Source organism: Acinetobacter pittii (assembly GCF_034064985.1).
GTDB classification, from domain to species: domain Bacteria; phylum Pseudomonadota; class Gammaproteobacteria; order Pseudomonadales; family Moraxellaceae; genus Acinetobacter; species Acinetobacter pittii_H.
On record NZ_CP139249.1, the window covers coordinates 339,493 to 354,277 of the forward strand.

Below are 14,785 nucleotides of genomic sequence, written 5' to 3' on the forward strand. Positions count from 1 at the left end.
AAATTATGCATACTTCAACCACCAGTACCGTGCCTTTGGAACCGTGGACAGCTCAACAATTACAACAGGCAACACAGGGCTACTGGCATAAAGATCAGATCCCTCAAACTGAAATTAAACGTATTTTGACGGACTCGCGTCATGCGGAAACTGGGGATGCCTTTTTAGCGCTAAAAGGCGAGCGTTTTAATGCGCATGATTTCATTGCGCAAGTTGCTGCTAATGGTTGTCAAATAGCTATTGTTGAACGTCCGCTAGATGTGGATATTGCACAACTCGTTGTTGCCGATACTCGATTGGCTTTAGGGCAACTCGGCGCTTATCGCCGTGAGCAAAACTCACAATTAAAGGTGATTGCCTTAACGGGAAGTAGTGGTAAAACCACCACCAAAGAAATGCTGGGAAGTATATTGTCGCGCTTAGCACCGACACTAATCACCCGAGGAAATTTAAATAATGACCTTGGTGTACCAATGATGCTGCTAGAGCTTCGCAAGGAACACCAATATGCGGTGATGGAGTTGGGTGCAAGCCATCAAGGCGAGATTGATTACACATCAAAACTCGTTCAGCCTCATGTTGCGGGCATATTAAATATTGGTACAGCTCATTTAGGCGAATTTGGTGGCCGTGAAGGTATTTGCCGCGCAAAATCGGAAATTTATCGTCATATTTTACCAAATGGCGTTGCAATCGTGCCGCAACAAGATGACTTTACTGCTGAGATTCTTGATGCTACGAAAGCTCATCGTATTTCTACATTTGGTGTAGGAGGTGATGTCTATGCAACAGATGTGGAGTTATTGCCTCAATCAACAAATTTTAACCTTCATACACCGCAAGGTAGTAGTGCCGTTAAACTCCCTTTTGCAGGTGAGCATAATGTTCAAAATGCGACCGCAGCTGTAGCTTTTGCTTTAGCAATTGGTATTGGACTAGAAGATATTGTCCAAGGTTTAGAGCAAGCTCAGGGAGCCAAAGGTCGTCTTAACTTTATTCAAAAGTCACCTTACTTATTTATTGATGATACCTACAATGCCAATCCGACTTCTATGCGCGCTGCTGCACAAGTTTTGTTGCAGCAACAAGGCGTAAAAGTGATGGTCATGGGGGATATTGGTGAGTTAGGTGATAGCAGTTGGCAAGAGCATCATGATTTGGGTCGTGACCTTGCCGAACTTCCTTTAGATCATATTATTGCAGTTGGACAGTTCGCTCCAGCTGCTCTCGAGGGTGCAGACTCTCATTCTAATAAAGTGAAAGCATTTCAGACACAAGCTGAGGCGCTTCCATTTTTAATCAATCTAATCCAAACACATCAACCCCAGTCCATGAGTTTCCTGTTTAAAGGTTCTCGCTTTACTCATATGGAAACGTTGATGGCTGATTTGATGGAGAAACTTTAAATGCTGTTATGGTTGTTTGAACAACTTGCGGGCTATCACAGCTCGTTTCAGGTCGTTCGTTATTTAACATTACGTTCTTTACTCAGTGTATTAACTTCACTGACCATTGGTCTGGTCCTTGGGCCGATCATGATTCGTAAATTACAAGCGTTAAAATACGGTCAGGCAGTAAGTTCGTTTGCTCCTGAAAATCATGCTAAAAAAATGGGTACGCCAACCATGGGCGGGATTTTAATTCTGCTTTCAATTGGTATTAGTACCTTGCTATGGGCTGATTTATCTAACCCTTATGTCTGGATTGTGCTTGGTGTAATGGTTGTGTTTGGTGCTGTAGGCTGGGCAGATGACTGGATTAAAATTCGCTATAAAGACAATGCGGGTTTACCTGCACGTAAGAAGTTTTTCTGGACTTCTGTTGCATCGCTGGGTGCCGGTATTGCGTTATATTTGATCGCAACTCAACAGTCTAATGCAGAACATACGGCAAACATGCTGGATTTATTGATTCCATTTTTTAAGAATCTTTCAATTCCACTCTCAATTGTTCCTTTAGGTTTGGCATTTATTGTATTTACCTATCTAGTGATTAATGGTGCTTCTAACGCAGTTAACTTAACAGATGGTTTAGATGGCTTGGCAATCATGCCAGTTGTCATGGTAGCTACGGGCTTGGGCGTATTTGCTTACTTGTCTGGTGACATCCGTTTCGCTAACTACTTACATATTCCGTATGTGAAATACACCTCTGAACTCGTAGTAATCTGTTCTGCCATGATTGGTGCCGGTTTGGCATTCCTTTGGTATAACGCACATCCTGCTCAAGTATTTATGGGTGATGTCGGTGCTTTAGCTTTAGGTGCGATGCTTGGAACAATTGCAGTTATGGTTCGTCAAGAAATCGTATTTGCAATTATGGGCGGTGTATTTGTAATGGAGGCAGTATCTGTATTCTTGCAAATTGGCTCTTTGCGTATGCGTAATAAACGTGTGTTCTTAATGGCGCCGCTGCATCATCACTATGAAAAGCAGGGCTGGAAAGAAACGCAAGTTGTGATCCGTTTTTGGATTATTACAATTATATTAGTAGTTTTAGGTCTAATGACTTTAAAATTGCGATAGATCTTATTTTAGTGTCAATATAAAGCCAGTTCTACTGGCTTTTTTTATTGGAGAGGTGAATGACAAAAGTTGCTGGTCTAGACCAATTATCTGTGATTAATCAAAAAGTAGTTGGAGAGGGCGAAGTATTACCTCAAGTTGTACTTAAAGATGGAAGTCAAGTTCAAACAGGAACTGTAGCGACAATGCTGCACAATATTAAATTATATAATGCAGGGCAAAGAGGACAAATTGAGGAAGAATTGAAAATTGCAATTCCAACTTTGATCAAAGTAGGTCTGTTTGATTTGTTTCAGGTAGATGAATGGATTAATGGAACAAATGCAGGTCGTACCTTCGTTGGACTGCATGCAAAGGCTTATTTACAACAAAAAGAACAAGAGAATAATTAAACGTGGCTAAGCAAATTTTAATGTGTCCTGTGTGTCGTCAGCCTCTAAATTTAACTGAAAGAACATGGCGATGTGAGCAAGGGCATAGTTACGATGTGGCTAAACAAGGCTATGTCAATTTACATGTTGTGCAACATAAACATAGTAAAAACCCAGGGGATACACCTGAGTCAGTAGATGCACGCCGAGCTTTTTTACAAGGTGGTTACTATCAGCCTTTACAGCAAGCTGTAGTCGCTTTATTAAAGCAACTCGATGTAAAAGCAATACTCGATATCGGGTGTGGTGAGGGCTACTATACAAGTGCTATGCAGCAAGTTGTTGAGCAGTGTGTTGGAGTTGATATTGCAAAAAACGCGGTACAACGTGCAGCAAAGCTCAACACTGAAGTAACGTGGGTGGTGGGAACAGGAGCAACTTTACCGGTGCTAGACCATAGCATGAATGCCTGCACCAGTTTATTTAGCCCAATTCCGCAAGCCGAAATTGCGCGTGTTTTAAAAGAAGATGGTTATTTAATAGTTGTTACGCCTGCCTCTGAACATTTGTATGCCATGCGTGAAGCTCTTTTTGAACAAGTGAACCCTCACACACCAGAAAAATTTGTAGAGCAGTTGCAAGATTTGTTTGAGCTAAAACAAGAGCAAATTATTGATGCACCTTTTTTGCTTGAGCAGCAGGCTTTAAAAAATCTGATTGCTATGACGCCTTATGCTTACAAAGCTTCTCCTGAGCGCCGTTCGCAGTTAGAGCAGCACTCACAATTAGAAGTAACAGCGTCTTTTCAAATTTATGTTTTTCAGAAACGCAAAAAAGAAGCCATCTGATGATCTGTTTTAAAAAGCGCAAAAAAAAGCCATCATACGATGGCTTTTTTTTGCTATTCAATCTGATTAATCAGATTTTCTAATTCATCTTTTTCACGCTTAGGTGCAGGCTCCTGTGAAGGTTTCATAACAGGAGGTGCAGCCTTAGATGGAATCACAATTTCTTCACCCGGTAAATCAGAGAAGTCATTGTCATTGCTCAGTTTTGGTTGCGGCGGTGCTGGACGATAGAGCGGACGCGCTAATGGTGGAGCAGCACGATAAGTTTTCTTATCGCCTACTTCAGTAACGGTTTGTTGTTTGTCACGAGAAATAGGACCTTGAGCATCTTTATCTAAACGAACCCAAGCTGCTGGCGTGCCTTGCAATGCTTGACCCATGAAGTTAATCCAGATTGGTAATGCAGCAATACCACCATATTCACGGCGGCCAAGCGTAGTCGGTTGGTCAAATCCAACCCATGCTACAGTCACTAACTTGCCGTTAAAGCCTGCAAACCATGCATCTTTTGCATCATTCGTAGTACCTGTTTTACCACCTAAGTCACTACGGCCAATTTTAAGTGCAGCACGACCTGTACCGTGCTCAATTACATCACGTAAGATGTTCGCCATATCATAAGCAGAGCTCGATTTTAAAATACGTTGAGCTTGGCGATATTGACTGTTGTTTTTATCAGTCTGTTTGAGATTAAGCTGCTTAGCGGCTTTTTCCTTCTGCTCTACGTCTTTATTCGTAACTTCAATGACTTCGTCATCAGTTGTTGTAGGTTTTTGCTCATCACCTGTCGTGTCAGGTGCATTAATACATGGAATACACGCGTATTCTGGTTTGGCTTCATAAATGACTTTGCCGTAAGCATCTTCAATACGTTGAATGAAATGTGGTTGAACACGGTAACCGCCGTTTGCAAACGTTGCATAACCAGTTGCCATTTGAATTGGTAATACTTGAGGAGTACCTAAAGCAATGGTGTAGTTGCGAGGAATTTGATCTTCTTGTAAACCGAAATCCATAAATAATTGGCGAGTACGTTCAATCCCTACTGTTTGTAGAAGTCTTACTGATACGGTGTTACGAGACAAATATAAAGCACGACGTAATGGGATCATACCTAAGTAACGCCCATCAGAGTTTCGCGGTGTCCATTTGCCAATCGTAATTGGGCTATCATTCACCATGCTATAAGGTGTCATGCCTCTTTCTAATGCTAAAGCATAGAGGAATGGCTTGATTGTAGAACCTGGTTGACGCCACCCTTGTAAGGCACGGTTAAATTTTGATTGGTAGAAGTTATAGCCACCTACAATTGCTTCAATTGAACCATCATTCGGGTTAATTGCAATGAGTTGACCTTGAACTTTTGGAACCTGAACTAAAGACCAAGCTGTTTTATTGTCATTTGGGCGTAAACGAACAATATCTTTAACTTTAACAATTTGAGATGCACGTGAAGGAGCGCCACCTACGCTATTTGCATTGCGATAGGGGCGTGCCCATGACATGCCTGACCACTGAACAGTAACAGTTGAGCCATCTTGCATTAATGCTTCAAAAGAGCTGCTATTTACTTTAGTAACTTGTGCAGGATAAGTGTTGGCATATGCTCTAAATTCACTTAATGGTTTGTCATGTGCTTCTGCACCACGCCAGCCATGACGACGGTCATAAGCTTCAAGGCCATCTTGCACAGCTTTTTCTGCAATCGCTTGGCGTTTAGCATTAATTGTTGTGTAGACTTTATAGCCAGAATCAATGGCTTGTTCACCAAAATGCTTTACAAGTTCTGAACGAACCATTTCACCAGCGTACGGGTGAATATTATTTAAATCCCGATTGGGCATGTTTAGGTTAATCGGTTCTGCTACACCTTTTTGATATTCTGCTTGAGAAATATAACCCAGCTGTAACATACGGCCTAAAATCCAGTTGCGTCGTTCGAGAGCGCGTTCTGGATTAACTACAGGGTTATATTTAGATGGTGCTTTGGGCAAACCAGCGATCATCGCCATTTGAGCAATGCTGAGCTCATTAATGCTTTTGTTATAATAAATTTTAGCTGCTGCCGCGATACCATACGCATTTTTCCCTAAGAAGATTTTATTCACATAGAGGCTGAGAATTTCTTCTTTGGATAAATTTTGCTCAATTTTTCGAGCCAAAAAGATTTCGGTTATTTTACGTTTTAGAGTTCTTTCTGGACTCAAATAATAGTTCTTTGCAACTTGCATGGTGATCGTTGAACCACCAGTTTGCACATCCGAACCCGTCACACTTTCGCTCAAAGCACGACCTAAACCCTTAAAACTGATCCCGCTATGTTCAAAGAAAGAAGAGTCTTCTGCTGCTAAAAATGCATGAATAAAAGCAGGGGGAATTTGTTTGTATTCAACCGGAATAGAAAGCTTACCACCGTACTCGGCAATCAGTTGATTGTCTGAAGTGTAGACCTGTAATGGTTTTAAAAGGGGAGCTTTTTTTAGTGAACTCATTTCTGGAAGCGATGGGGCGATATAGAGATACATGCCATAAAAGCCCATCGGAAGTGAGACTAAGATAATAATAATGATCAAAAAAATTGGACGCACGAAGCCCAAACTGGATAGCTTTTTCATGATAAGTAAGCTTTAATAAGATCGAATACAAACTAATTGTGGTCAGTATAGCCTTTAGACATGCGGATTGTTAGATGAGATATTGTATCCGTGTAAAAATAAAGACCTAGATTATTGGTTTGTAATTTTTTTTGGGGATAAAAAAATAATAGGACAATAGTGTGCTCAGGTTATATCGTAAACCGAATAAGGGGTTAATGGGCGTCGATATTAGTTCGACTTCTGTTAAGTTGTTAGAGCTCTCTGTTAAGAACGGTAAATATTGTGTAGAAAGCTATGCTTTAACGCCTTTACCTGAGAACAGTGTAGTTGAAAAAAATATCTTAAATCCAGAAGCAGTTGCAGAAGCTTTGGAACGGGCGATGAATTTAGCAAATCCCCAAACCAGTAACGCTGCAATTGCTGTTCCGACATCGACGGTTATTCATAAAACCATCGAAATGGATGCAGATATGAACGATGATGAACGTGAAGTTCAGATTCGATTAGATGCGGAGCAATATATACCGTTCCCTTTGGATGAGGTGAGCCTTGATTTTGAGGTTTTACCAGATCGACTGCCAAATCCAAATCGTGTAAATGTACTTTTAGTCGCAACACGCACAGAAAATGTTGAAACACGCGTAGAAGTACTGGAACTGGTAGATTTAACGCCTAAACTTGCTGATGTCGAGAGTTATGCTGTCGAGCGTGCTTTTAGTGTATTTGCTGATAGCTTGCCTATGGGTGCAAATACCATTGGTATTTTAGATATTGGCCATACCATGACAACATTATCGGTTATGCAAAATGGCAAAATCATTTATACCCGTGAACAAGTCTTTGGTGGCAAACAGCTTACTTTGGAAATTCAAAGCCGTTATGGTTTGTCATTAGAAGAAGCGGGACGCGCTAAAAAAGAACGTTCTTTGCCAGATGATTATGACATCGAAATCTTAGAACCATTTTTAGATGCTGTAGTTCAGCAAGCTGCTAGATCTCTACAATTTTTCTTTTCTTCATCTCAATTCAACGAAATTGACCATATTTTGCTAGCAGGCGGGAATGCCAACATTCCAGGTCTTGCTAAATTGTTGCAGCAAAAACTCGGTTACCGAGTCACTATTGCCAATCCATTTTTACAAATGGGTTTCTCTCCTCAAGTCGACGTTCAAAAAATTGAAAATGATGCCTCATCACTAATGGTGGCATGTGGCTTGGCTTTAAGGAGTTTTGATTAATGGCAACAATTAATTTACTCCCTTGGCGTGATGGGCTTAGGGAGCAGCGAAAAAAACAATTTATTATTTTATGTTTTGGGGTCGTTGTTTTGGGGATAACCACTGTATTTGCAGGGTGGTTTTATTTGAATCAAAAATTAGATGATCAAGAACAAGCGAATCAGCTCATCATCAGTACAAACCAGAATCTAGATCAACAACTTAAAACCTTAAACGGTTTGCAAGAACAGCGCGATGCCATTATTGAGCGTATGAAACTCATTCAGGGTTTGCAAAGTCAGCGTCCAGTTGTCGTGCGCTTGGTGGATGAATTGGTGCGCGTGACTCCGGCAGCCATGTATTTGACTAAATTCAGCCGAACTGGAGATAAATTTACCATTGAAGGTAAAGCAGAAAGTCCAAATACAGTTGCAGAGTTATTACGTAATCTTGAAGCATCTCCATGGTATCGCAATGCTTTTATGAATTCTTTCTTGGCGACTGAAGAGAAAAAAGATAAAGCAATGAGTTCTTTGCTTCCGCGAGTGGAAGATAGCTATGGCAGTTTTGTTGTTACTGTTGATTTAGGGGAAATGGGAGTGACAGCAACAGATGATACCGCCAATGCGTCTGTAAGTACGGATAAGGAGGTAGCAAAATGAGTCCTGATGAACTTCATGAGCTGTCTTTAGAACAAGCTCCATCTAAGAAAAAAAAGATCACCTTAGAAAAATTTCTTCAGCAATTTAACACGCTAGATATGAACAGTTATGGCAGCTGGCCATTATCTGTGAAAATTACGTGCTGGATTTTTATTTTCTTTGCTGTATTGGCCTTGGGATATTTTGTTGCTATTCAACCAAAGCTCGAAGCAATTGATAATGCTCAGGCACAAGAAAGTAACTTATTAAATGAGTTTCGGGAAAAAGACTCAAAATTACGTAACTTGCAGCAATACCAGCTTCAACTTCAAGAGATGCAAGCCAATTTTAATCAGCAGTTAGAACAATTGCCAAAAGAAACTGAAATTCCAAGTTTAGTTGAAGATATTAACTTAACGGGGGTGAATTCTGGTCTGAAGTTTAAAAATATCCGCTTAGAAGATGAAGTGAAGCAGGAAATTTTTATTGAACAGCCAATTACGATTGAGGCAACAGGCGATTATCACGCTTTTGGTGCTTTTGTTAGCAGCATTGCGGCATTACCGCGTATTGTGACGATGCATGATTTTGTAGTTGAAGCTGCTCCTGTTAAAGATAGTAAATCAGATATTCCCGTGCTTAATTACGCTATTAAAGCAAAAACTTATCGCTATATGGGCGTGGTTGAAAACCAAAATAATAGTGATCCTCAAGTGATAAATGGTGAAAGTCAGATAAACGCCTCCGATAGCCGTAATGTACATATTCCTTCTATAAAGAAGTCAAAGCGAAAGTAGGAGGATAACTAATGAAACTAAAGAAAATTTTACTTTCTCTGGGGATTGGCTTGGTTTTAGTTGGATGCGACTCAAGAATCGATGCCGTAAATCAGCAAATGGCCGATATACGTAATCAGCCACCACAAGCTATAGAACCTGCACCTGTTTTTACACCTGTGCCCCAGTTCAATTATGCAGCCCATCAGTTAAAGAGTCCTTTTTTACCAAGCTCACTTGCGGCTGAGCTCAAAATTATGGCGGGAAAACGGGTGTATCCGAATTTCTCACGCGCATCTCAGCCACTCGAAAGCTATGCATTAGAATCTTTAAATATGAAAGGAAGTATGCGTAACAACCGAGGGCAAGTCATGGCGCTTATCCAAACACCTGATCATCAAATTGAGCGAGTACAGGTGGGGAACTATATCGGCATGAATCAAGGTCGGATTACGCATATTGGTCCGACTCAGATTGATCTGGTGGAAATTGTTCCTGATGGACGAGAAGGCTATGTTGAGAGACCAAGAACTTTAGTGTTAATTGGACCTGCACCCTAAAATTTAGGGAATAACAAAGAAAAAGTATTTTTTAAAGATTATTTAATTGGGGATGGTTAGACAATGAATCACGTATTCAGTCAGTTTTCTATGGGGGCTGTAGCGGTTGCAATTATGCAGGTTGCATCTGCACAGGTCAGCATGACCAATATTGTACCGACGCAAATAGCGGGTCAGGGTACGGAAATTCGAGTGATGTTTAATGGTTTGCCACCGCAACCACAAGCATATCAACTTGAAAATCCTTCACGTTTGATTTTAGATTTTAATAAAGCGCAGCAGAATCTCACGCAGTCAAAAGTAGCGATTGGAACCAATGAAGCGAGCTCGGTCGATGTAAGCTCTGATGATCAGCGTTCACGTTTAACAGTAAATTTAAATGAGGCAGGCGCTTTTACAACTCGTATTGAAGGCAATACTTTTATTTTAAAAATTAATTCAGCTCAAGCTATAGCGAAGCCCGTACCAACAAGCGTCGTGCAACCCCAAGGTGTTTCAAATATTGGTTTCCAGCGCGGTAGTCAAGGTGAAGGCCTTATTGTTATTGACTTGCTGGGAAGTAACACCCCTGTTGATGTCCAGCAACAAGGGAGCAAGGTCGTGGTGAGAACGTTAGGTTCTAAAATTCCTACACACTTAGCTAAACGCTTAAATGTAAATGATTTTGCTACGCCTGTTTCGACAATTGAATCTTATAACGAAAAAGGCAATGGCGTTATTACGATTCAATCTACTGGTAGCTATGAATATATGGCTTATCAGGCAGAAAATAAATTGACCATTAGCTTAAAGCGTCCGCAGGACAAAAATGTAACCTCTTTATATAAGACACCTAACTACTCTGGTAATAAGCTTTCTCTCGATTTCCAAGATATTGAAGTTCGTCGCGTTTTACAGTTACTTGCTGATTTTACTGGTATTAATATGGTTGCGGCTGATAGCGTTCAAGGTAATATTACTTTGCGTTTAAAAGATGTTCCGTGGGATCAAGCACTTGATATTATTTTAAAAACTAAAAATTTAGATAAACGCAGAAATGGAAATGTAATTTGGATTGCTCCAGTTACAGAATTGATTAAGGCCGAAGAAGAAGAGGCAAAAGCTGTTGCACAGAGTGTAAAATTAGCGCCATTACAAACTGAGTATATTCAACTGAAATATGCACGAGCTCAAGATATTATGAGCTTAGTTACCAAAGGCTCAAACAATAGTAATGGTTTGCAGAGTACGTCTGGCGGGGGTACTTCAACCTCAACCAATTTAAATACTGGTGTTGATAGTTTAGGTAATAATGTAGGGAGTTTATTGAGTCCACGTGGAACAATTACTCAAGATGACCGTACCAATACCTTAATTATTAATGATACGGCTCAGTCGATTGATCAAATTCGTAAAATGATTGATCTTTTGGATGTACAAGTTAAACAGGTTATGGTTGAGGCGCGTATTGTAAGAGCTTCTACTTCTTTTACTAAAGAACTCGGTGTTAAATGGGGCATATTATCGCAAGGGATTACCAATAATAATAATTTGTTAGTGGGTGGTAGTGAAACAACCTTGTGGAATTTAAGAGAACCTAAAAAAGATGAAACAACAGGCGGTTATAAATATACGATTGAACGCCCAGATAATTTAAATGTCGATTTAGGGGTCACTAACCCAGCTGGAAGTATTGCCTTTGGTTTGATTAGTATGTCGGATTTTATGCTTGATCTCGAACTTTCTGCACTTCAAGCTGATGGCTATGGTGAGGTGATTTCCACTCCTAAAGTGATGACTGCAGATAAACAACCTGCAAAAGTTGCAACAGGTCAACAGGTCCCATATCAAACCACGACGAATTCTGCTGCCGGAGCTACAGCAAGTACATCATTTAAAGATGCGCTTTTAAGTTTGGATGTTACTCCGAGCATCACGCCTGATGGCAAAATTCAAATGAAATTGGATATTTCAAAGGATTCTGTTGCTGGCGCGGCCCCTAATGGCGAGTTAATTTTAAATAAGAATCAAATTAATACCAATGTACTCGTCAATAATGGTGAGACTGTTATTTTAGGAGGAGTATTTGAGCAGACGACTTCTAACTCACAAACCAAGGTTCCTTTCTTTGGAGACATTCCTGTCGTTGGACGTTTATTTAGAAAAGATGTGAAATCTGATGATAAGCAAGAGTTACTGATTTTCGTTACGCCACGAATTGTTAATGACACTTTGGTGAGAAATCATTAATATATTTTTTAATGAAAGCAATTGAAATAGGTGGCGCCTTGCCAAGCAAAGCGTTTGAAACCCTGCCAAATATTTATTTGGTAGGGCCCATGGGGGCAGGAAAAACAACCGTTGGACGTCATTTAGCCGAACTATTAGGGCGTGAATTTTTAGATAGTGATCATGAAATTGAACGCAAAACAGGCGCCACTATTCCCTGGATTTTTGAGAAAGAAGGGGAAATTGGATTTCGTACTCGTGAAACCGTAGTCATAAACGAGTTGACTTCTCGTAAGGCCTTAGTGTTGGCGACAGGAGGAGGGGCGATTACTCAAGCACCCAATCGCGAATTTCTAAAGCAACGTGGTATAGTTGTTTATCTGTACACCCCTGTAGAACTACAATTACAACGAACTTATCGCGATAAAAACAGACCGTTATTACAAGTTGAAAATCCTGAACAAAAATTACGAGATTTGTTAAAAATACGTGACCCTTTATATCGTGAAGTTGCTCATTACACGATTGAAACCAATCAAGGCGCTGCTCGTGATCTTGCTCAAAAGATTTTGCAACTTATTTTGTCCAACCCGCTAAAATAGCCAAACTTACTTGTGGTTTTATAAACTCATGCAAACTTTACATGTTGAATTAGGCGAACGCCGTTATCCTATTTTTATTGGCAGTCAACTTGATCCTAAGCAGTTGCTTGAGCCTTATCTTCATGGTCAACAGGTCATGATCGTGAGTAACGAAACGGTTGCTCCTTTATATTTATCTCACTATCAAGAAGCTTTAAAAAGTTTGGGTAAAACTGTAGCGACCTGTATTTTGCCTGATGGTGAAAAATATAAAGATATTCAGCATTTAAATTTGATTTTTGATGCATTACTTGAAGCTGGTTTTAATCGTGATTGTACGGTTCTAGCTTTGGGTGGTGGTGTTATTGGTGATATGGCTGGCTTTGCATCGGCATGTTTCCAGCGCGGTGTTTATTTTGTTCAGGTTCCAACTACGCTCCTTTCACAAGTAGATTCAAGTGTAGGCGGTAAAACTGGTATTAATCATCCACTCGGTAAAAATATGCTGGGTGCATTTCAGCAACCTCAAGTTGTTTTGGCTGATATGGCGCAACTCGATACTTTACCGGATCGAGAGTTATCGGCTGGATTATCGGAAGTCATTAAATATGCCTTGTTGGGTGACGCTGATTTTCTTGTTTGGTTAGAGCAGAATATGGATGGGTTAATTGGGCGGGATGCTGAACTTTTAGCAGAAGCTGTCTATCGTTCATGTGCTCATAAAGCGCGTATTGTTGCTAACGATGAAAAAGAGCAAGGCGAACGAGCTTTACTCAACTTAGGGCATACTTTCGGTCATGCAATTGAATCTTATCTTGGCTATGGCACTTGGTTGCATGGTGAAGCAGTAGCAACAGGTATGGTAATGGCCGCTGATTTATCACAACGTTTAGGTTGGATTTCAAGCGATGATGTAGAGCGTACAAAAAAAATTATTCAACGCGCTAATTTGCCGATATCATGTCCAAAAATTCCCTTGGATGAATTCCTTGGATATATGGCGCATGATAAAAAAGTTCTCAATGGTCAATTACGATTAGTATTGTTAAAGCAACTTGGACAAGCAGTAATTACCAAAGACTTTGATGTCAAACTCATGAAACAAGCTATTTTGGCAAATCAACACGGATAATAAATTAAGGTAACACATGACTGTATCACGTACACTTTGGCAGAATGTTCAACAATATATCTGGTTGGTGGGTGGTATCGTCTGCTTGTTGCTGGCTTTTATTTTTTGGATAATGACCGATAGTAAAAAGCTGGTTGAAGTTGAAAAATCAGCTGATTCGGATGCGCCAGTGCAGATTCAGCCTGAAAAAGTAGCAACAACGGCTAATTTAGGGGCTTTAGCTGATGAAGTTAGACCTCTTGATTTAACAACCCGTACGGTTGCTTCTGGTCAACATGAGGTAGAGTTCCGCGGTACAAAATTTATTAATGAAAACAAGAAACAATGGACGCTTGAGCTTTTCCGTGCGTCTGATGAAGATATTATTAAAAACTTTTTAAAAAATCGTCCAGAACGAAATAAATTTATCTACTTCCGTTTAAGTGGAGATAAGCAATCTGAACAATATGTTTTGACATATGGTGTATTTAAACGTTCTGAAGATGCAATTCAGCAGTTAACCCAACTAAATCTTGATTTGCCTGAGTCGGTTAAACCTCATCCGCAACAATTCTCGACCTATGCACCCTTAGTTAATGATTTAGGTGCGGACGAAATGAAAGGTGGAATGAGTCAAACTTATGAAGTGCGATTACGTCCAGCTGCCCTGCCTAAAATTGATGAGTCCTTGCTCATAGGGGGCGGCGTAGGTGGAACCGTGAATACACAACCTAAAGCAGCTACTCCAGCAACAAACTCTACAACTCGAACAACAATTATTCGTCGAGATGCTGAAGGAAATGTGGTGGACGTACATCAGTCTAATTCTGGTGCAGCTGATGCGGCTAAAAAGACCCAACAAAATCGCACAACAGAAGCTTCTGCAAAAAATGCAACAAATGAGGGCACACGAGGCAATTAATCATAAGGTTAAATTGCACAAATATGGTGCGAAAACAAAAAGCATATATATATTTTGATCGACAGTGGTGCATATTTGGTCATTTATTAAAATGATAGCCTGAATAAAACCTACCTATTTTTAACAAATATAAACACTTAACCTCTAAAAATTATATTGGCATAGTTTTTGCTTTATTCTTGTGCTTATTAATGTGCTGCAAACTATTTTGGCGCTCTAAAGAGTGAATTCTATGCAGAGTCGTGGGGTCGAACTGCTTTAAAAGAGTGCGAAATAAGTCAAAACATTTTTCTAGCAAAAACCAGTGTACGTAAAAATGGAACAGCGTATATTGGCTTATCAGCCCAAAATTTTTTTTTGCGAAACATTGAGCTAACTGTCGTCCGTAGGCACTATCGCAAAAAGAAGTTGTTTGTTTGACGCTCGAA

Annotated in this window: 13 protein-coding genes; 12 read left to right on the top strand and 1 reads right to left on the bottom strand. The window is 40.1% G+C overall.

From position 1 onward, the window contains the following. The first annotated feature begins 5 nt into the window (after positions 1-5). The 4 genes from murF to rrmA are packed head-to-tail and all read left to right on the top strand — an operon-like array spanning position 6 to position 3,744. Entirely contained in the window at positions 6-1,406 is a 1,401-nt protein-coding gene (murF, locus tag SOI76_RS01580) for a UDP-N-acetylmuramoyl-tripeptide--D-alanyl-D-alanine ligase (RefSeq protein WP_104079729.1), read from the top strand. Beyond that, entirely contained in the window at positions 1,407-2,525 is a 1,119-nt protein-coding gene (gene mraY, locus SOI76_RS01585; RefSeq protein WP_002116751.1) for a phospho-N-acetylmuramoyl-pentapeptide-transferase, read from the top strand. A 59-nt stretch (positions 2,526-2,584) separates the two neighbouring features. Beyond that, positions 2,585-2,917, top strand: coding sequence for a hypothetical protein (locus SOI76_RS01590; RefSeq protein ID WP_104079730.1), 333 nt, complete (start codon positions 2,585-2,587; stop codon positions 2,915-2,917). A gap of 2 nt (positions 2,918-2,919) precedes the next feature. Next, positions 2,920-3,744, top strand: coding sequence for a putative RNA methyltransferase (gene rrmA / locus SOI76_RS01595; protein WP_104079731.1), 825 nt, complete (start codon positions 2,920-2,922; stop codon positions 3,742-3,744). 53 nt (positions 3,745-3,797) lie between these two features. Here rrmA and ponA read toward each other — a convergent pair whose 3' ends face one another. Next, complete coding sequence (ponA, locus tag SOI76_RS01600; RefSeq protein ID WP_146065068.1) at positions 3,798-6,359, bottom strand: penicillin-binding protein PBP1a; 2,562 nt, start codon at positions 6,357-6,359, stop codon at positions 3,798-3,800. A 161-nt stretch (positions 6,360-6,520) separates the two neighbouring features. On the opposite strand from ponA, the gene pilM reads away from it, so the two are divergent. From pilM to SOI76_RS01640, 8 genes are all read left to right on the top strand, one after another. Then, the gene (gene pilM / locus SOI76_RS01605; RefSeq protein WP_205668420.1) at positions 6,521-7,579 is read left to right on the top strand and encodes a pilus assembly protein PilM; all 1,059 of its coding nucleotides are present in this window, start codon (positions 6,521-6,523) and stop codon (positions 7,577-7,579) included. Beyond that, a complete protein-coding gene (gene pilN / locus SOI76_RS01610) occupies positions 7,579-8,220 on the top strand; it encodes a PilN domain-containing protein (protein WP_104079733.1) in 642 nt (213 codons plus the stop codon). Before pilM ends, pilN begins: the two co-directional genes overlap by 1 nt. Continuing rightward, the gene (locus SOI76_RS01615) at positions 8,217-8,996 is read left to right on the top strand and encodes a type 4a pilus biogenesis protein PilO (protein WP_104079734.1); all 780 of its coding nucleotides are present in this window, start codon (positions 8,217-8,219) and stop codon (positions 8,994-8,996) included. Before pilN ends, SOI76_RS01615 begins: the two co-directional genes overlap by 4 nt. 11 nt (positions 8,997-9,007) lie before the next feature. Then, a complete protein-coding gene (gene pilP, locus SOI76_RS01620; RefSeq protein ID WP_104079735.1) occupies positions 9,008-9,535 on the top strand; it encodes a pilus assembly protein PilP in 528 nt (175 codons plus the stop codon). A gap of 63 nt (positions 9,536-9,598) precedes the next feature. Further along, positions 9,599-11,764 (top strand): type IV pilus secretin PilQ family protein, encoded by a 2,166-nt coding sequence (gene pilQ / locus SOI76_RS01625; RefSeq protein WP_104079736.1) that lies wholly within the window; start codon positions 9,599-9,601, stop codon positions 11,762-11,764. An 11-nt stretch (positions 11,765-11,775) separates the two neighbouring features. Then, a complete protein-coding gene (gene aroK / locus SOI76_RS01630; RefSeq protein WP_016142884.1) occupies positions 11,776-12,345 on the top strand; it encodes a shikimate kinase AroK in 570 nt (189 codons plus the stop codon). 28 nt (positions 12,346-12,373) lie between these two features. Next, a complete protein-coding gene (gene aroB / locus SOI76_RS01635) occupies positions 12,374-13,456 on the top strand; it encodes a 3-dehydroquinate synthase (RefSeq protein ID WP_104079737.1) in 1,083 nt (360 codons plus the stop codon). A 16-nt stretch (positions 13,457-13,472) separates the two neighbouring features. Next, on the top strand, positions 13,473-14,357 hold the full coding sequence (locus tag SOI76_RS01640) for a hypothetical protein (RefSeq protein WP_104079738.1): 885 nt from the start codon (positions 13,473-13,475) through the stop codon (positions 14,355-14,357). Positions 14,358-14,785 lie beyond the last annotated feature (428 nt).